The 17,074-nt window shown below is 54.4% G+C and carries 17 protein-coding genes; 8 read left to right on the top strand and 9 right to left on the bottom strand.

Features of this window, described 5'->3' with window-relative positions; genetic code table 11:
• Positions 1–5: 5 nt before the first annotated feature.
• Complete coding sequence (locus AC3WS9_RS15890) at positions 6–1,070, top strand: sugar ABC transporter substrate-binding protein (RefSeq protein ID WP_095281178.1); 1,065 nt, start codon at positions 6–8, stop codon at positions 1,068–1,070.
• Between the two features lie 87 nt (positions 1,071–1,157).
• Positions 1,158–2,402 carry an LVIVD repeat-containing protein gene (locus tag AC3WS9_RS15885; RefSeq protein ID WP_492489247.1) on the top strand — a complete coding sequence of 415 codons (1,245 nt, stop codon included), beginning with the start codon at positions 1,158–1,160 and terminating at the stop codon, positions 2,400–2,402.
• Between the two features lie 57 nt (positions 2,403–2,459).
• On the opposite strand, the gene mtnK is transcribed toward AC3WS9_RS15885, so the two are convergent.
• The gene (mtnK, locus tag AC3WS9_RS15880) at positions 2,460–3,659 is read right to left on the bottom strand and encodes an S-methyl-5-thioribose kinase (RefSeq protein ID WP_492489246.1); all 1,200 of its coding nucleotides are present in this window, start codon (positions 3,657–3,659) and stop codon (positions 2,460–2,462) included.
• Positions 3,660–3,764: 105 nt separating this feature from the next.
• On the opposite strand from mtnK, the gene mtnA reads away from it, so the two are divergent.
• Positions 3,765–4,781: an S-methyl-5-thioribose-1-phosphate isomerase gene (gene mtnA, locus AC3WS9_RS15875; RefSeq protein ID WP_285153481.1), complete on the top strand. Its 1,017-nt coding sequence runs from the start codon at positions 3,765–3,767 to the stop codon at positions 4,779–4,781.
• A 43-nt stretch (positions 4,782–4,824) separates the two neighbouring features.
• A complete protein-coding gene (locus tag AC3WS9_RS15870; protein ID WP_492489244.1) occupies positions 4,825–5,295 on the top strand; it encodes an SRPBCC family protein in 471 nt (156 codons plus the stop codon).
• A gap of 141 nt (positions 5,296–5,436) precedes the next feature.
• Here the strand turns inward: AC3WS9_RS15870 and AC3WS9_RS15865 are convergent, their stop codons facing one another.
• The 3 genes from AC3WS9_RS15865 to AC3WS9_RS15855 are packed head-to-tail and all read right to left on the bottom strand — an operon-like array spanning position 5,437 to position 8,043.
• The gene (locus tag AC3WS9_RS15865; protein WP_492489242.1) at positions 5,437–5,874 is read right to left on the bottom strand and encodes a hypothetical protein; all 438 of its coding nucleotides are present in this window, start codon (positions 5,872–5,874) and stop codon (positions 5,437–5,439) included.
• Position 5,875: 1 nt separating this feature from the next.
• Positions 5,876–6,124: a hypothetical protein gene (locus AC3WS9_RS15860; protein WP_492489240.1), complete on the bottom strand. Its 249-nt coding sequence runs from the start codon at positions 6,122–6,124 to the stop codon at positions 5,876–5,878.
• Positions 6,109–8,043, bottom strand: a complete 1,935-nt coding sequence (locus tag AC3WS9_RS15855; RefSeq protein WP_492489238.1) for a hypothetical protein — start codon at positions 8,041–8,043, stop codon at positions 6,109–6,111. Before AC3WS9_RS15855 ends, AC3WS9_RS15860 begins: the two co-directional genes overlap by 16 nt.
• 522 nt (positions 8,044–8,565) lie before the next feature.
• On the opposite strand from AC3WS9_RS15855, the gene AC3WS9_RS15850 reads away from it, so the two are divergent.
• On the top strand, positions 8,566–9,012 hold the full coding sequence (locus AC3WS9_RS15850) for a hypothetical protein (protein ID WP_492489237.1): 447 nt from the start codon (positions 8,566–8,568) through the stop codon (positions 9,010–9,012).
• 90 nt (positions 9,013–9,102) lie between these two features.
• On the opposite strand, the gene AC3WS9_RS15845 is transcribed toward AC3WS9_RS15850, so the two are convergent.
• The 3 genes from AC3WS9_RS15845 to AC3WS9_RS15835 are packed head-to-tail and all read right to left on the bottom strand — an operon-like array spanning position 9,103 to position 10,942.
• On the bottom strand, positions 9,103–9,645 hold the full coding sequence (locus tag AC3WS9_RS15845) for a 1,2-dihydroxy-3-keto-5-methylthiopentene dioxygenase (RefSeq protein ID WP_492489235.1): 543 nt from the start codon (positions 9,643–9,645) through the stop codon (positions 9,103–9,105).
• A complete protein-coding gene (gene mtnC, locus AC3WS9_RS15840; protein ID WP_285146647.1) occupies positions 9,642–10,331 on the bottom strand; it encodes an acireductone synthase in 690 nt (229 codons plus the stop codon). Before mtnC ends, AC3WS9_RS15845 begins: the two co-directional genes overlap by 4 nt.
• A complete protein-coding gene (locus tag AC3WS9_RS15835; protein ID WP_285148720.1) occupies positions 10,328–10,942 on the bottom strand; it encodes a methylthioribulose 1-phosphate dehydratase in 615 nt (204 codons plus the stop codon). Before AC3WS9_RS15835 ends, mtnC begins: the two co-directional genes overlap by 4 nt.
• 125 nt (positions 10,943–11,067) lie before the next feature.
• On the opposite strand from AC3WS9_RS15835, the gene AC3WS9_RS15830 reads away from it, so the two are divergent.
• Complete coding sequence (locus AC3WS9_RS15830) at positions 11,068–12,228, top strand: pyridoxal phosphate-dependent aminotransferase (protein WP_492489232.1); 1,161 nt, start codon at positions 11,068–11,070, stop codon at positions 12,226–12,228.
• Here the strand turns inward: AC3WS9_RS15830 and AC3WS9_RS15825 are convergent, their stop codons facing one another.
• Both AC3WS9_RS15825 and AC3WS9_RS15820 read right to left on the bottom strand, forming a co-directional pair.
• Positions 12,229–12,855: an IbrB-like domain-containing protein gene (locus AC3WS9_RS15825; protein WP_282493812.1), complete on the bottom strand. Its 627-nt coding sequence runs from the start codon at positions 12,853–12,855 to the stop codon at positions 12,229–12,231. It lies immediately after the preceding gene.
• Positions 12,840–14,063, bottom strand: coding sequence for a phosphoadenosine phosphosulfate reductase (locus tag AC3WS9_RS15820; RefSeq protein ID WP_492489230.1), 1,224 nt, complete (start codon positions 14,061–14,063; stop codon positions 12,840–12,842). The genes AC3WS9_RS15825 and AC3WS9_RS15820 overlap by 16 nt, the downstream gene beginning before the upstream one ends.
• Positions 14,064–14,703: 640 nt before the next feature.
• Here AC3WS9_RS15820 and ahpC point away from each other — a divergent pair.
• The gene (gene ahpC / locus AC3WS9_RS15815; RefSeq protein ID WP_100777247.1) at positions 14,704–15,267 is read left to right on the top strand and encodes an alkyl hydroperoxide reductase subunit C; all 564 of its coding nucleotides are present in this window, start codon (positions 14,704–14,706) and stop codon (positions 15,265–15,267) included.
• Between the two features lie 180 nt (positions 15,268–15,447).
• Positions 15,448–17,013: an alkyl hydroperoxide reductase subunit F gene (gene ahpF / locus AC3WS9_RS15810; protein WP_282493810.1), complete on the top strand. Its 1,566-nt coding sequence runs from the start codon at positions 15,448–15,450 to the stop codon at positions 17,011–17,013.
• Positions 17,014–17,074: the final 61 nt, after the last annotated feature.

Genomic DNA, 17,074 nt, shown 5'->3' with positions numbered 1-17,074 from the left:
ACAGAATGAAAAAAATCGCACTCTCTTTAGTGGCGCTGGGATTATTGACGGCATTGCCAGGCTACGCCGCGACGCCTGCACCGGTTCCGGCGGCCATTGCCAACCATGAAGGCCCGATTCGTATTGCGGTGATCCGCAACCTCGGCTCCGACGACAACACCACGCAGTTTGTCTCGGGCGCGATTCAGGAAGGGAAAAAGCTCGGCTTCAAAGTCAGCACCTTTTTAAGCAACGGTGACGACGCCAAATTCCAGGATTTCGTTAACCAGGCCATCAGCCAGAAGTATGACGGGATCATCCTCTCTCAGGGCCGCGACCCGTACTCCACCGCGCTGGTGAAAAAAGCGGTCGATGCCGGGATCAAAGTGGCGGTGTTCGATACCGCCGTTAACGGTGAAATTCCGGGCGTGACCGTCACCCAGCAGGATGACGCCTCACTGACCAACCTCTCCTTCGGTCAGCTGGCGAAAGATTTCAACGGCAAAGCTAATATCATCAAGCTGTGGGTCGCGGGCTTCCCGCCGATGGAGCGTCGTCAGGCGGCGTATCAGGAGCTGCAAAAGCAGTATCCGGGCATCAAAGAGCTGGAGTCTATTGGCGCGGTGTCGTCTGACGTGCAGGGCGATACCGCGAACAAAGTTGGGGCAGTGCTGGCGAAATACCCAAAAGGCCAGATCGATGCGATCTGGGGCACCTGGGACGCCTTCAGCCAGGGCGCTTACAAGGCGCTGAAAGAGAACGGTCGCACCGAGATCAAACTCTATAGCATCGATATTTCGAATCAGGATCTGCAGCTGATGCGCGAATCCGGCAGCCCGTGGAAAGTGAGCGTGGCGGTCGATCCGAAGCTGATTGGTGCGACTAACGTGCGCCTGATCGCCAATAAGATCGCGGGCGAAACCACGCCTGCGACCTACGACTTTAAAGCGGCGGCGATCCCGCAGGCGCTGCTGGCGGCCCAGCCGGGTGCAGTGAATGTGGCATCGCTCGGGAAAATCATTCCGGGCTGGGGTCAGACAGAAGATTTTATCGCGCCGTGGTTTGCGACTCTCGAAGCCAAGAGCAAGTAACATTGCCCGGTGGCGCTGCGCTTACCGGGCCTACAAAAAAACGTAGGCCGGATAAGGCGCAGCCGCCATCCGGCAAAAGGAACGGATATGTCCTCTCAATTACCTCGCCCTGACTACAGCCGCAATATGCGCCTGATCGGCCACAGCGATCAGGGCGGCCGCCCGGATGGCGTGCAGCTGATGGTGCATCGCGGCTTTGCTTATATCGGCCATATGGTGTCGCAGGGCTTTTCCATCGTCGACGTGCGCGACCCGAAAAACCCGAAAGCGGCGGGCTACGTGCCCGCGCCGCCGGGGACCTGGAACGTGCATCTGCAGACCCACGACGATCTGCTGCTGGTCATTAACGCCCGCGATCTGTTTGCCGACGCCCGTTTTGCCGATGAAAAGGTCTATTACACCCGACAGGTCGGCCACACCGTCAGCGACGTGCAGGACAAAGGCTGGAGCGCGGGGCTGCGGATTTTTGATATCTCCACGCCGGACAAACCGCGTGAAATCAGCTTCCTGTCTCTCGACGGGATCGGCATTCACCGCATCTGGTACGTCGGCGGGCGCTGGGCCTATGTTTCGGCGCTGATCGACGGCTTTACCGACTACATTTTCCTGACCATCGATCTGGCCGATCCGCGCAAACCGGAAGTGGCGGGCCGCTGGTGGTTACCGGGGATGAATCAGGCTGATGGCGAAGAGCCGACCTGGCCGGAAGGTAAACGCCACGCCCTGCATCACGCCATTATCGCGGGCGATACCGCCTACGGCAGCTGGCGCGACGGCGGTTTAACCCTGCTGGATGTGAAGGACAGAACCCAGCCGAAGCTGATTAGTCATCGCAACTGGAGCCCGCCGTTTGGCGGCGGAACCCACACCGCGCTGCCGCTCCCGGACCGGGATCTGCTGGTGGTGCTCGATGAAGCGGTGCTTGATAATCAGGAAGACGGCGAAAAGCTGATCTGGCTGTTTGATATCCGCGAGCCGTCGAACCCGGTCAGTATTTCGACCTTCCCGCAGCCGGATGAAACGGACTACGTGGCAAAAGGGGCGCACTTCGGGCCGCATAATCTGCACGAAAACCGGCCAGGGAGTTTTATCAGCTCGACGCTGATTTTCGCGACGTATCAGAATGCGGGCGTGCGCGCGTACGACATTTCAAACCCGTACCGCCCGGTGGAAACCGGTGCGCTGGTGCCCGCCGCGCCGGCAAAAATGATGGACACGCGGCCGAATCGCCCGCAGGTGATTCAGTCATGCGATGTGTTCGTGGATGCGCAGGGGATCATTTACAGCACCGATTACAACGGCGGATTGTCGGTGATTGAGTATTTGGGGTAAGCGTAGCGGACGGGTTTTGTAGGCCGGGTAAGGCGAAGCCGCCACCCGGCAACAAATTCAACTGTACTGACGCACCCGCGCCACCAGCTCTTCGGCGCTGTCGATACGGTCGGCGATCACAATCAACGCTCTGCCGAGGGTAATGGCGTGACGCAGGCATTCGTGGCGCATCGCCTCGTCGGCAATGGTGTCGATATCCGCCACGTGCGACAGCCCTACGCTGCGACGAATCAGCTCCGTACCGCAAAAACCAATCGCATCGGTCCAGACTTTTTTCAGAAACTCAGAGGCATAGCCGGGCGCGCTCAGGGCGGCATCGCGGGTCTTTTCACGCGCCAGCGCCTGGAAGCGTTCGGCAAAAGTGTTCCACAGCTCCTGAATATCCGTCAGGCGCTGCTCGCGGGCGGCAGCCGCATCACGGATCCCCAGATGCCCCGGCAGACCGCAGAAGTTCAGCAGCAGATTGCCGATGGCGGTGCCGATATCAAACCCGATCGGGCCGTAATAGCCGAACTCGGCGTCAATGGCCTTCAGGCTGTCTTGTGCGACAAAAATCGAGCCACTGTGGATGTCGCCGTGCAGCAGGGCTTCGGCCTGCGAGAAGAAGCGGTGCTTGAGGGACGCGACGGCGATTTTCAGGCGGTCGTCATTGCGCAGGGCGGCAACGTCCGCTTCCAGTTCAGCCGGATAGTTATTGCGCTCGTGGATCTGGTACGGATCGTTAAAGAACAGATCTTCGGTGATCTCGCACATCTCCGGATTAATGTATTTCGCCACCTGCGCTTTTTTGGCGTGCGGGTGCAGGTAAAAGTCGCTGGTGTGGAACAGGGTGTGGGCCAGATATTCCCCCAGCTGGCGTGAAGCCTGCGGGTAATACGCCCCGCTAATCAGTTCGCCGCGCCAGATTTTGTGGCTGGAGAGATCTTCCATCACCATCACCGCCAGTTCCGGGTCGTAGTGGTGAATTTTTACCGTGTGCTGCGGGCTGTGCTGATAGTGCTCGACCAGGGTCTGCGCTTCAAGACGGGCGCGATCCAGCGTCAGCGGCCAGGACTCGCCGACGCAGCGCACATAGGGCAGCGCCTGCTTGACGATGATGCGGCTCACGCCCTCGGCGTCGAAAATTTTAAACACCAGATTGAGGTTGCCGTCGCCCACTTCCTGCGCCTCCACCAGCGATGATGGGTTATCGAGGCCGCCAAACTGCTTTGCATAGTCCACGGCATCCTGGGCGGTAAAGGTACGGTATTGCGACATTGCCTGTTCCTCATCAGTTCTGGTAATAAAGACATTTAGACGTCTATACATCTGAATTTTATCCTGACACAATGTGATACAACAACGCAACAGAGAATTAACGACATGCAGACATTACAGACGACCAGCCTGCGGGTGGCGGATAATCAGCTATTTATTCTCGACCAACAGGCGCTTCCGCAGGAGAAACGCTGGCTGGATGCCTCAACGGTAGAGGCGCTGGTCGGCCACATTCACGCCCTCCGGGTGCGCGGCGCGCCGCTGATCGGGCTCTCTGCCAGCCTGCTGCTGGCGCTGCTGGCCGAGTCAGGGAAGAGCCGCGACGAACTGGCGCTGGCCCTTGAAACTCTGCGCGCGTCACGCCCAACGGCGGTGAATCTGATGAACAATCTTGACCGCATGAAGCAGGCGCTGTGGCAGGAGGATTTTGTCCCGGCGCTGACCGCGGAAGCCCTGCGTCTGATTGAGGAGGACAAACAGCTCTGCGACGCCATCGCCCGCGCGGGGAGCGAACTGGTGAAACCGGGAAGTCGTTTGCTGACTCACTGCAACACCGGTGGGCTGGCGACGGCGGGCGTCGGCACCGCGCTGGGGGTGATTGCGGTGGCGCATCAGCAGGGGAAAATCGCCAATGTCTGGGTGGATGAAACGCGTCCCCTGTTGCAGGGCGGCAGACTCACCGCCTGGGAGCTGGGCGAACTGGGCGTGCCGTATCAGTTGATCACCGATTCCATGGCCGCCAGCCTGATGGCGAAAGGGCAGGTGGATGCGGTGTGGGTCGGGGCGGATCGCATTGCTGCTAACGGCGATGTGGCGAACAAAATCGGGACTTACTCGCTGGCGGTGCTGGCGAAATTCCACGGTATTCCGTTTTACGTCGCGGCCCCGCAAACCACGCTGGACCCGAATTGTCCGAACGGTGAGGCGATCCCGATTGAGCAGCGTGCGGCCAGCGAAGTCACGGGGGTGGCCGGGAGTTTTGGTGCGGTGCAGTGGGCACCGGAAGAGGCGAAAGTCTACAACCCGGCGTTTGACGTTACGCCTGCGGCGCTGATCAGCGGGTGGGTGCTGGATACGGGCGTGGTGTGGCCGCACGAGGTGGCAGCAGGGAAATTCGCCTGAGTCCGGCTATCCTTTAAGGGCCTTCCCTGAAGAGGATCAAATCGTGACGCTTAATCCTGACACTGACTTAAAACTGGAACGCGTGGTGAATGCGCCGCGCGACCTGCTGTGGCTGTGCTGGACAACGCCCGAGCACATCAAACAGTTTTTCATTCCTGTTCCGCATAAAGTGACCGAGTGTGACCTCGACCTGCGCGTAGGTGGGCGCTTTAACACGGTTTTTGAGGTGGACGGCCAACGGATGGACAACAAAGGGGTCTTTCTGGAAATTGATCCCGGCAAGAAGCTGGTCTTTACCGATGGTTACACGGAAGGCTGGAAACCCGCCGAACATCCGTTCATGACGGCCATTTTGCTGCTGGAAGATGTGGGCGAGGGGCAGACGCGGTATACCGCCATTGCGCGTCACCCCACGGCGGAAATCCGTGAGCAGCACGAGAAGATGGGCTTCCATGAAGGCTGGGGAATTGTGTTGGATCAGCTGGTGGTTTATGCGAACGGGTTGCAGCGCTGAATGTTGATGCCACCTCTCCCTTGAGTTGTGTCCTGATCAGACCTTCTGATCAAGACACAGCCCATATATTCACCGGTAACAGCGTGACCATCAGGCGTTCCCTGTGGCTTCTCCGTTGTCGTTAAGGTATTTCGGCAATGCTTAACTAAAATTACATCTTTGCATTTTTATTTCCTGCCGATTTCCCGTAGCCACTACAAAATCAGGTTGATTCTCCCAAACATAAATACCTTTCTTTGAATCAAATAAACCATGCCAGGAAACATCTAAAATATTGTCTTTTAAAGAGATAGTGGCGATTGGTTTGTTTCTTGATATATGCTCCCAATCAATTAAGTCATTGTCAGATTCTATAATGTTTTGATAATATATTCCTGTAACTCCATTTTTGTCATGCCCCAGATGTGCTGATATAAATAAATTATTATCATTTATATTTATCTTTACTTCATTAGATGTGTTTATTTGAATGTTTCCACCAAATCCACCACATTTCACAGACCAATAACCAGACATGTCTGCCTCACCGAACGCAAAAGCAGAAATACAGAACAAAAGTGCAGATAAAATAATCTTCATACTAAAACCCTTTCAAAAAACCATTGTTAATATATAGGTCTGTCTTTCCATTCAATTCTTCATTGAGAAATGTATTGTGTACTCCTAAACATTCGTCAATGGATTTTATTGGCTGGCCGTGTCGGCCTGGTGGGAGACTGGCCCACTCATAACTGCAACTGTTTTCTATTGCCTCTTTGATCTTATCGCCAGTGATCATACTTAGTGCATTGTTTCGTACTTTTTCTTTTAAGATCACAACGCAGAGCAAGTCTTGATATTCAGGTGAAAAATCGACAATTTTATATTTTTTCTCCAATATGTAGTAGAAGGGTCATCCCAGGTATATCCCATTACTTGATAGGCACCTGCTGCCGAGGAAATGTATGTTTTTCCAGTTTTCTTATTTGTCCTTGTTATCTTGATCTGCGGATGTGTTTCATATGTCCTATGGTAATCTTTAATAAAGGATTCGCCACCAAATAATCTCTCATAGCCTTCTTCGCCAGTTGTACCCTCGCATACTCTAATCATTCGCATAAATGCCCTGACCCTAGCTTCTGCGAGAGTTAATGCAGAGTAATTTATCGCATCAAGAAACACCACCGGATGCATATGCCAGACTGCTTCCCCTTTATCAAACGGCGGCACTTGGCTCATCCATTCGCAGTCATCCAGCCATTTTTTCGTGTAATTAATACGCAGGACATCGTAATTCTGGAAAAACATTTCCCACCTGTGATGGCTGCTGCCGCCAAACCATTCAGAATCGTGTTTCACCGCCATACGGGCTACCACTCTGCGAACACCCATTTCAGGGTAATGCATCGCCATAAATAGCTCACGGCCACTCAGCTCGCCGTCATGGTTCGTATCCAGCTTATCCAGCATTCCTTTGTAGAAACGGGACACCGCCGCTTGCTGCAGTCCTTTACTCGGGTTAATTCTTTCAGCAAGCCAGATAAAGGCATCACGCACCCATCCCTCACGTAACGACGCCTGCATATCACGGGTAGATGGCTCGACAAATGCACTGAATTCCCTCTCTGTCAGGTCGAACTGGTGTAGTTCATCCACATCGTCCGGACTCATCCAGGTATGAGGCCGGATTTGATACCACGTCCTTCCGTCAATGGTCTGCGGGTTGCATTTATCGAGCTCCAGCACTTTCCCACCATCCCGTTCAGTGATGGCAGCCATTATCTCGAACGTATCGCCCTTCCGGATATACAGCGGCTTATGAAGTCCCAGTCGGATATACTTTTTACCCGTGGTCACTTTGCCAGGATTGCTGAGAAAATCCGGCATACGTGAATCTGTGCTCAGTACTTCAATGTGCGAAAAAAAGCTGGTATCTGTTTTTCCCATGCCCACCGGACATATATCTTTTGCCAGAAAGCCGACTGCATCCCCGGCGCTGATGGTCAACGGGGCTGAAGGTTTTACCACACAGTCAAATTCGCCCTGTGCAATTGCATGTGACATCCATAATGGCAGGGCCGCGTATTGTTCTCCATCCTGCGTCATATACTCTGGCAGCAGCGTTACCCAGAAAGTGTCACCTGTAGTCTCGCCATTATTATTTAGGCATTTCGCCAGTCCGAATGGCTGTTCCTCACCATGATTGCGGAACTGCGCCTCTTTCAGAATGATGACCCGACTGCCTTCATTCAGGTGACCCTGACCCGGAGTGACATTCGCTACACCGTCTGCAGATGCGCTGCTTTCATAACTTCCCGCCGGGTGTCTGAGTACGGTTTTAAGCGCTTTTAGCGTCTTGTGTTTCGGATACGCTGAAAGCGGTGCCAGTCCCATGTACAGGGAATAAAACTCAAGCCAGGTGTTTTCCTGCTGTGGGTCGGGTTTACAGGTCGATTTGACTAACAGAAAGGTGGTGGAATACTGCAGCGGCTTGCTGAGATAGGTACTGGTGATATAGTCCTTATTAATACGGCAGGCGACAATTTCCCCGTCGGCCATGCACTGAAGGGGAATGGCTGAATCCACATTATCAGCGGTCAGTATTGCATCCGGAGCGGTAACGGGTGTGATATGAATACCCCCGTGCCACATATTATTGGTCCCTGCCAGCCACGAGCCGTGTGGTTCTCGCCCGATATTGTCCATTATTTCGTTTAAATCAGTATAGTTTTCACCGTGGCTTTTCCGTGCCGGAAAACAGATGTTCATAAGCAGTCCTTTATTTTATGTTTATTATTACAGCAACACTTAACTCTCTAAAAATCCTGGTAAATGAGGACTTTCATCTTACATAAAGAGTCCGCTCAGACAATGTGGTTTATGTCCATGCTGTGGGCGAAAGGTAACATTTTGTAAGAGTGGTGAATTCTTTCTACTTATGGGAAATACGCCACCGATGTACAACTGGATAGGTTATCGGTTTCATCGCTTTTCATTCTGGATTTGCGAGGCCGCTTCAGGAAAAGACCGTTGTGAATTCATGGTCATAGCGGTATCTTTTTGCCTCGCCTGCAAAATCAGGCGTCGGAATTAGCCTTCTGGGTTTCATACTGGCGACATTGGTTTACTATGTCGTGCGAACGGTTACATCTCAATGGTGGGCCGGGCGGGGGCGTCGCAAGACGCGCCGGTGTCCAGTATGGCCGGTAAGGCTAACTCCGCTCGGTTCCGCCACCCGTGAGATTAGCCTCTCCGGTGGCGGTAAAATACGACATACTGGAGGCTGCCCCTATGGCTACTACCCTTAACCCAACTCAATATTTAATCACCCTTCCTTTCAACAACAGCACCGATTTCACCGAACTCGCGGACAACTGCGAACGTTTTGTCGAAGCGCTGGTGGAGTGCGACGAGCCCGCGCAAAAGATGGCGCTATGCGGACGTCTTTCTGCCTGTCTGGCATTGCTGCAACCCACGCTGCTCGACCCGGTTCCGGAATATCTGCGCGAAAGCCTGACGGTCGATGATTTACCTCTGAATGTTCCCGTCTTTGAACCGGAACCGGATCAGCTTGGGCGTTACTGTCAGGTGCTCACGCAGCTGCTGATGGGAGGATCGCTTGCGCCAGATGCGGAAAGAGTGACGGGGGATTTGTTGCAGGATTTGGTGACGTTTTACAGTGATACGCTGAAAGAACCGCGATGGTTACGCACTGACGAGGGGAGTGTGCTGCTGTAAAAAAGCCGGGTGGCGCTGGCGCTTTACCGGCCTACAAAAATCACCGATCGTGTAGGTCGGGTAAGGCGTAGCCGCCACCCGACAATGTTTTTAAGCCAGCCGCGGATACCCATCCGCAATCTCACTTCCGGTAAACTGCGCGACCCATCCCTCGGGGTTATCGAAAATGCGGATCGCGGTAAAGTTCGGCTCAGAACCCATATCAAACCAGTGCGGTGTTCCGGCGGGGACGGAGATGAGATCGTTTTTCTCGCACAGCACCTGATAAACCTGGTCTTCGATGTGCAGGCAAAACAGCCCGGCACCCTCGACGAAGAAACGCACCTCATCTTCACCGTGAGTATGTTCGTTGAGGAACTTCGCGCGCAGCGCCTCTTTCTGCGGATTGTCCGCGCGCAGGCTGATCACATCCCAACTCTGATAGCCTTTCTCTGCCACCAGTTTATCGATCGCATGCTGATACGCGTCGATCACCGTTTCCGGCGCCGGATCGCGTCCCAAATCGCGGTCAGCTTCCCAGCGCTCGAAACGCACGCCGCGGGCGTTGAGCTGTTCGGCGATCTCGTCCGCCTGCGTGCTGTGCCACAGCGGAATGCTTGTCTCGGTGTCGGAAAAAATGGTCAATGCGCTCATGAAGGAATGTGCTCCGGATTGATCTCGTCGAATTGATGGACCTGGTGGTGGTGGCTCGCGCCATCGTCATCACCGCGAATCAGCTGCAGGGTGCGAAAACCTGCCTGCTCAGCGGCGTCCAGCTCCTCGTGAATATCCGAGAGGAACAGGATTTGCGACGGGGCAACGCCGGTCTGCGCGGCAATGTTGGCGTAAGATTGCACTTCGCGCTTCGCGCCCACGTGGGTATCAAAATAACCGCTGAACAGATGAGTAATATCACCTTCGTCGCTGTAGCCAAATAACAGTTTCTGCGCGGCGACGGAGCCGGAGGAATAAACATAGAGATCAATGCCCTGGGCTTTCCATTTTTCAAGCGAGGGCAACACATCCGGGTAGAGATGGCCGGTGAAATCGCCGTTGACGTAACCGTCCTGCCAGATGATCCCTTGCAGGGCTTTCAGGGCGGTGGATTTCCGGTCTTCGTCCATAAAGGTAAACAGGGTGTCGATCAGTTCGCTGATGCTGGCGTGTGGGTTGGCGATCTCATCGCGCAGATTGTCCAGAATGGATTTCACCGGCTCGGCGTACTGCTGGGCGGTAACAAACGCCGCCAGCCGTTCACGCGCATAGGGGAACAACACATTGTGAACAAAACGAATATCGCTGGTCGTCCCTTCAATATCCGTCACTATCGCGCGAATCATAATCTCTCCAGTTGTCGTAAACGCATTTCGCATTCAAATAAGAATTCAAGGCCTTCAAGGTGACGGCGGGCTTCGGCCACATCACGTCCCCAGCAGGTTAAGCCATGACCGCGCAGAAGAAAACCATAATTAAGCGGGGTTTCCTGTGCGTAATGGGCGATTCGCGAGGCGAGGGCGTCAATATCCTGGTCGTTGTCGAACACCGGGATGGTGAGCGTGTCCAGATGGGTGGTCTGCCCGCTGAGGGATTTTTGCATCTCAAAGCCGCTGATACGCAACTCGGTTGTTTTCGTCAGGCGCGACAGCACCGTGGCGTTGACGGTGTGGACGTGCAGCACCGCGTTGGCCTGCGGGAACAGACGATAAATCAGGGTGTGCAGCCCCGTTTCCGCCGAGGGTTTGCGCCCGGAAGGCGCGCGGTTGGTGGCGATCTCCACTTGCAGGAAATCGTCCGTCGTCAGGCTGCCTTTGTCTTTCCCGGATTCGCTGAGCCAGCACAGGGCGTCGTCCTGACGCACAGACATGTTTCCGCCAGTCGCGGGGGCCCAGCCTTTCGCGCCAATCCAGCGGCAGGCGTCGACGAGCTGTGTGAGTTGCAGGTGGTCTGTCATTTTCCTTTTACCCTCTGTCGGCCAGGAATATTGATATGGTTTAGACGTCTAAGCGTCTTGATTGCCAAAGACTAACATCGTGTTATAGTGTCAGCAACATAAGTATTACACGCAGGCACAACACAATGAGCAATAAGGCGTTGATTCCGCAAAGCAAACTTCCCAATCTTGGCACCACCATCTTTACTCAGATGAGTGCGTTAGCGCAGGAGCACAAGGCGATTAATCTCTCGCAGGGATTCCCTGATTTTGACGGCCCAAAATACTTGCAGGAACGTCTGGCGCACCATGTGGCGCAGGGAGCAAACCAGTATGCGCCGATGACGGGCACCCAGCCGCTGCGCGAAGCGATCGCCGATAAAACCGCTGAACTGTATGGCTACAAGCCCGACGCCAACACGGAAGTGACCGTGACGGCGGGAGCGACGGAAGCGCTGTATGCGGCGATCACGGCTCTGGTGCGAGCCGGCGATGAGGTGATCTGCTTCGACCCGAGCTATGACAGCTATGCCCCGGCGATTGAACTCTCTGGCGGAGTGGTGAAACGCGTGGCGCTCCAGCCGCCGCATTTCCGCCCTGACTGGCAGGCGTTTGCCGCGTTGCTGAGCGACAAAACCCGTCTGGTGATCCTCAACACGCCGCATAATCCGTCGGCGACCGTCTGGCGCAAAGCGGATTTCGCCGCCCTGTGGCAGGCGATTGCCGAACGTGAAATCTATGTCCTGAGCGATGAAGTGTACGAGCACATCTGTTTTGCCGAAGAAGGGCACGCCAGCGTGCTGGCGCATCCGCAGCTGCGCGAGCGCGCCATTGCGGTGTCGTCGTTTGGTAAAACCTATCATATGACCGGCTGGAAGGTGGGCTATTGCGTCGCACCTGCGGCCATCAGCGCCGAGCTGCGTAAAGTCCATCAGTATCTGACTTTTGCGGTGAACACCCCGGCGCAGCTGGCGCTGGCGGATATGCTGCGCGCCGAACCGGAGCATTATCGGGAGTTACCGGAGTTTTATCGTGCGCGGCGGGATCTGTTTGTGAATGCGTTGAGCAGCAGCCGCCTGGAAATCTTGCCGTGCGAAGGGACCTACTTCCTGCTGGCGGATTACAGCGCGATCTCCTCTCTGGACGATGTGAGTTTTTGCCAGTGGCTGACCAAAGAAGTGGGCGTGGCCGCCATTCCGCTGTCGGTATTTTGCGCCGATCCCTTCCCGCATAAACTGATTCGTCTCTGTTTTGCGAAGCAGGAATCGACGCTGTTAGCGGCGGCCGAACGCCTCAATACCCTGTGATTATTTAACGGTCCAGGCTTCTGAATATCGACGGTCTGCAAAGAGTTCCAGCAGGCCGTTGATTTGCTTCAGACGCAGCACTTCATCGCAGTCCATCCCCAGCTCCATGCCGATTTTCTTATCCTCCCAGCCCAGCAATACCAGTTCACGAACAATCTCCGACATGGCGTTGATTTGATGGCGTCCGCGCGCCCGGTTGTGGCGGATGGTCGAGGCCATCCGATCGAACTTCTCCTGGCGCTCTTTTCGCAGACAGGTGATCGGCAGATAGCCTTGTAACTGGCGCTTCAGGGCCGCGCGATGGGTGCCGATTTCATGCCGGTGGAAGCCATCGACAATTTCGTAATGGTTATCGCAGTTTTCGGTGACGAGGATCGGCTGGGTAAACCCATCCAGCTCCAGCGATTTGCTGAGCAGGCGTTTCTCCGGCGGGGCCACGTTATTGGGGTTGTAATCGTTGGCGCTGATCTCTTCCTGTTTGATCCACAGTACGCAGTCTACGGGTTGTTCGCGAAACGGGCTGAGTTCGTGAATGGCCTGGCGAAAAGCGTTGATGGCTTCAATTTTCTCTTCGCCAGAAAGTGACTGCAGATAGTTTTCCACGTCATGAATTAATCGTTGTTGCATAAAATTCCCCACTCCTGGCGTTTGTTTTTCATTCGTTCACTGTAGCGTTGGTAATGCTTAGGTTTATTTGGGCTAAAAGATAACGCCCGACACCAATAATCATTATTAAGAAGCACCTTACAAATTCGTCGCCAGGAGGGAATATCTTTTGAGCCAATATCGCCCGTCTGGGTGTCGGGAATATTCTCGCTGCCGTGCTTTTTATACCAGTGCAAATAAACGGCAATTTTGTTGCGATAATGTTCAGCCGTGGTTTCAGGCATGCTCGCGAGTAATAACATCGCATATTCCTGCCAGCAAAGATGATCGGGTTTGAGGATTTTCCGATGACCGTAGAAATGGTTGTCATGGCCTGCGTAGATCCCTCCGCTTCTGACGCCGCTGACCCGTTCGCACATTGCCGCCCAGCGCTCGGGTTCAAGCACATGATAGAGCCACAAACCCTGGCGCTGCTCCGGGCCAAAGGGCTCGCAGATGCGCATATATCGCAGCGGAACCCCGGCCTGATGCATCAGATTGTACAGGGGGTTATAGCAGTTGCCGGTTTTGGCAAACCAGGTCCAGATATCGGCGGTTTTCCAGTCATAAATGGGGTAGAGATACCAGGCGTGGCCGCCGGGCGCGATGGTGGTCCAGGGCTTATCGTCCGCGAACCGCTGTTTGCGGGCGCTGGCGATACTCAGGAAGCGGTTATAAGATTCATCAGCGCGAATACCAATCATCACCGCGGCGGGGCGCTTTTGCGCGAACCAGTCGGAAAAGGCTCTGACAAAGGCTTCGAAGGTCATTCCCTGCTGGTAGAAATCAAAATATTTAGGATCGGTAATGGCATCCGCCGGGGGCTGGCGGACCCAGTCGGTGCCGGGCTCCCAGCATTGCCACTCGGGCTGGAACTGGGAGAGGGAGTTTTGCGTGGTGAGCGGAAGCGCGACCCAATAAAACTGCTCGATAACGTCGCGATACTGGGCCCGCATACGTTCGATATGGGTTATCGTGCAGGAGAATTGCGCCTCCCAGTCGATAAATAACACGCTTATTTTCCGCTGCTTCTTGCGCGCCTGCTGCGCGACCAGATGCAGCATGATGGTGGAATCTTTTCCCCCGGAAAAAGAGACGCAAACCTTCGCTAAGTTATCCAGCGCCCAGTCGACTCTCTCTATTGCGGCTTCAAGAACATTACACTGAAGGGGATATTTGTAGATAGACATAAGCAATCCCTGCATGGCTATTCACGGCCATATAGTCATTTTGACGGAAATTAACTTCTGATAGTAAAGCAATTCTCAAATATGTAAAAAAGAAAGTTGCTAACAAATAATAATGGAGCCGGGCGGACAAGGCAAACTGTGATTCAAAGCCCGTTTTGAGAAGTGTGTAATATTGCACGGTGTCTTTGCGTGTCCAAAAATACATTATATAGCCGGGAAATAATATTTTTACTTAAATAATAATCTTTATGAATGCGTTATTATTAATTTATTATGATTTTGTATTTTATCTATTTAGAGTGTGTTGTTAGGCCAAACCTATCGCAGCCATAGACACGAATGCCATCGCGGCGGATTGCTCATTGCCTGCGCGGGTGGTGTAATCAGGTCGCTGTTACATCCTGTCTCAGGTTATGTAGAGCGCAACGCAACGCCAGCTTCGGCTGGCACTGAATGACCCCGCGGGAGTTCAGGTATCAGGGCCGCCCGTTGAGGCGGCCTTTTTACGTTTGGGGCATTCACAACGTTGTCTTGAAAGGCTTGTAAGGTATGACTGATTGATTTGATACGGCAAACGCATTAGCCCCCTCAGCCAAAGTTCGTTACCTTACATCTCAACGAAAACACGGAGGAAGTACAGATGTCTTTGATTAACACTAAAATTAAACCTTTCAAAAACCAGGCGTTCAAAAACGGTGAATTCGTCGAAGTGACCGAGAAAGATACCGAAGGTCGCTGGAGCGTGTTCTTCTTCTATCCGGCAGATTTCACCTTCGTTTGCCCGACCGAACTGGGCGACGTGGCAGATCACTACGACGAACTGCAGAAACTGGGCGTGGACGTTTACTCTGTCTCTACCGACACCCACTTCACCCACAAAGCGTGGCATGGCAGCTCTGAAACCATCGCGAAAATCAAATACGCGATGATCGGCGACCCGACTGGCGCCCTGACCCGTAACTTCGACAACATGCGTGAAGATGAAGGCCTGGCTGACCGTGCCACCTTCGTTGTTGACCCGCAGGGTATTATCCAGGCTATCGAAGTTACCGCTGAAGGTATCGGCCGTGATGCATCTGACCTGCTGCGCAAAATCAAAGCCGCTCAGTACGTCGCTTCTCACCCAGGCGAAGTGTGCCCGGCTAAGTGGAAAGAAGGCGAAGCAACGCTGGCTCCATCCCTGGACCTGGTTGGTAAGATTTAAGCCTTCAGGCGCTTTGAAGCCGGATGGCGCTACGCTTATCCGGCCTACAAGACTTGTGAATTACGATATCTAACGGGTGCACCACGCACCCGTTTCATTCCAAACCCCATGATGCAAGCCGCATTCAGGCCGCCCGCAAGGCAGCTTGCATGATGATGTTTTTTAAGCAGGAGATTAATGATGCTCGACACCAACATGAAAACCCAGCTCAAGGCCTACCTTGAGAAACTGACCAAACCTGTTGAGTTGATTGCCACGCTGGACGACAGCGCTAAATCGGCAGAAATCAAGGAACTGCTGGCGGAAATCGCTGAACTGTCACCGAAAGTGACCTTTAAAGAAGACAATACGCTGGCGGTGCGCAAGCCGTCGTTCCTGATTACCAACCCAGGCTCTGACCAGGGGCCGCGCTTTGCGGGCTCTCCGCTGGGCCACGAATTTACCTCTCTGGTACTGGCGCTGCTCTGGACCGGCGGTCACCCGTCGAAAGAGGCGCAGTCGCTGCTGGAGCAGATCGGTAATATCGACGGCGACTTTGAGTTCGAAACCTATTACTCGCTCTCGTGCCACAACTGCCCGGACGTGGTGCAGGCCCTCAACCTGATGTCGGTGCTGAACCCGCGCATCAAACACACGGCCATCGACGGCGGCGTGTTCCAGAACGAAATCACCGATCGCAACGTGATGGGCGTTCCGGCAGTCTTCATGAATGGTCAGGAGTTCGGCCAGGGGCGTATGACGCTGACCGAAATCGTTGCCAAAATTGATACCGGCGCGGAGAAACGTGCGGCGGAAGAGTTGAACAAACGCGATGTTTACGACGTGCTGATTGTCGGCTCCGGCCCGGCGGGCGCGGCGGCGGCGGTTTACTCCGCACGCAAAGGCATTCGTACCGGCCTGATGGGCGAGCGTTTTGGTGGCCAGGTGCTCGACACCGTGGATATCGAAAACTACATCTCCGTGCCGAAAACCGAAGGTCAAAAACTGGCGGGTGCCCTGAAAGCGCACGTTAGCGATTATGAAGTGGATGTGATTGACAGCCAGAGCGCCAGCAAACTGGTTCCGGCGGCGCAGGAAGGCGGCTTACACCAGATTGAAACCGCTTCCGGTGCGGTGCTGAAAGCGCGCAGCGTAATCATTGCCACCGGCGCGAAATGGCGCAACATGAACGTTCCGGGCGAAGATCAGTATCGCACCAAAGGCGTGACCTACTGCCCACACTGCGACGGCCCGCTGTTTAAAGGCAAACGCGTGGCGGTGATCGGCGGCGGTAACTCCGGCGTTGAAGCGGCCATCGATCTGGCGGGGATTGTGGAGCACGTGACCCTGCTGGAATTCGCACCTGAAATGAAAGCGGATCAGGTATTGCAGGATAAAGTACGCAGCCTGAAAAACGTCGATATCGTACTGAACGCCCAGACCACCGAAGTGAAAGGCGACGGCAGCAAAGTCACCGGCCTGGAATACCGCGACCGCGTGAGCGGCGATGTCCACAGCGTGCCGCTGTCAGGGATTTTCGTCCAGATTGGTCTGCTGCCAAACACCACCTGGCTGGAAGGCGCGATTGAGCGTAACCGCATGGGCGAAATCATTATCGACGCCAAATGCGAAACCAGCGTGAAGGGGATCTTTGCGGCGGGCGACTGCACCACGGTGCCGTACAAACAGATTATCATCGCCACCGGCGAAGGGGCGAAAGCGTCACTCAGCTCGTTTGATTATCTGATTCGCACCAAAACAGCATAATAAAAGAAAGTAAGACTGCACCTGCACCAGACAAAACCCCGCGCGAGCGGGGTTTTTCTTT

It is taken from the genome of Lelliottia sp. EB106-05-01-XG201 (assembly GCF_058791735.1).
This window is presented reverse-complemented; position numbering and strand designations above follow the sequence as displayed.

What these genes read in the sequence shown, in the direction of transcription:
- AC3WS9_RS15890 (WP_095281178.1), top strand. Translation starts at nt 6, where the DNA reads ATGAAAAAAATCGCACTCTCTTTAGTGGCGCTGGGATTATTGACGGCA.
- AC3WS9_RS15885 (WP_492489247.1), top strand. Translation starts at nt 1,158, where the DNA reads ATGTCCTCTCAATTACCTCGCCCTGACTACAGCCGCAATATGCGCCTG.
- mtnK (WP_492489246.1), bottom strand. Translation starts at nt 3,659, where the DNA reads ATGTCGCAATACCGTACCTTTACCGCCCAGGATGCCGTGGACTATGCA.
- mtnA (WP_285153481.1), top strand. Translation starts at nt 3,765, where the DNA reads ATGCAGACATTACAGACGACCAGCCTGCGGGTGGCGGATAATCAGCTA.
- AC3WS9_RS15865 (WP_492489242.1), bottom strand. Translation starts at nt 5,874, where the DNA reads ATGAAGATTATTTTATCTGCACTTTTGTTCTGTATTTCTGCTTTTGCG.
- AC3WS9_RS15855 (WP_492489238.1), bottom strand. Translation starts at nt 8,043, where the DNA reads ATGAACATCTGTTTTCCGGCACGGAAAAGCCACGGTGAAAACTATACT.
- AC3WS9_RS15850 (WP_492489237.1), top strand. Translation starts at nt 8,566, where the DNA reads ATGGCTACTACCCTTAACCCAACTCAATATTTAATCACCCTTCCTTTC.
- AC3WS9_RS15845 (WP_492489235.1), bottom strand. Translation starts at nt 9,645, where the DNA reads ATGAGCGCATTGACCATTTTTTCCGACACCGAGACAAGCATTCCGCTG.
- mtnC (WP_285146647.1), bottom strand. Translation starts at nt 10,331, where the DNA reads ATGATTCGCGCGATAGTGACGGATATTGAAGGGACGACCAGCGATATT.
- AC3WS9_RS15835 (WP_285148720.1), bottom strand. Translation starts at nt 10,942, where the DNA reads ATGACAGACCACCTGCAACTCACACAGCTCGTCGACGCCTGCCGCTGG.
- AC3WS9_RS15830 (WP_492489232.1), top strand. Translation starts at nt 11,068, where the DNA reads ATGAGCAATAAGGCGTTGATTCCGCAAAGCAAACTTCCCAATCTTGGC.
- AC3WS9_RS15825 (WP_282493812.1), bottom strand. Translation starts at nt 12,855, where the DNA reads ATGCAACAACGATTAATTCATGACGTGGAAAACTATCTGCAGTCACTT.
- AC3WS9_RS15820 (WP_492489230.1), bottom strand. Translation starts at nt 14,063, where the DNA reads ATGTCTATCTACAAATATCCCCTTCAGTGTAATGTTCTTGAAGCCGCA.
- ahpC (WP_100777247.1), top strand. Translation starts at nt 14,704, where the DNA reads ATGTCTTTGATTAACACTAAAATTAAACCTTTCAAAAACCAGGCGTTC.
- ahpF (WP_282493810.1), top strand. Translation starts at nt 15,448, where the DNA reads ATGCTCGACACCAACATGAAAACCCAGCTCAAGGCCTACCTTGAGAAA.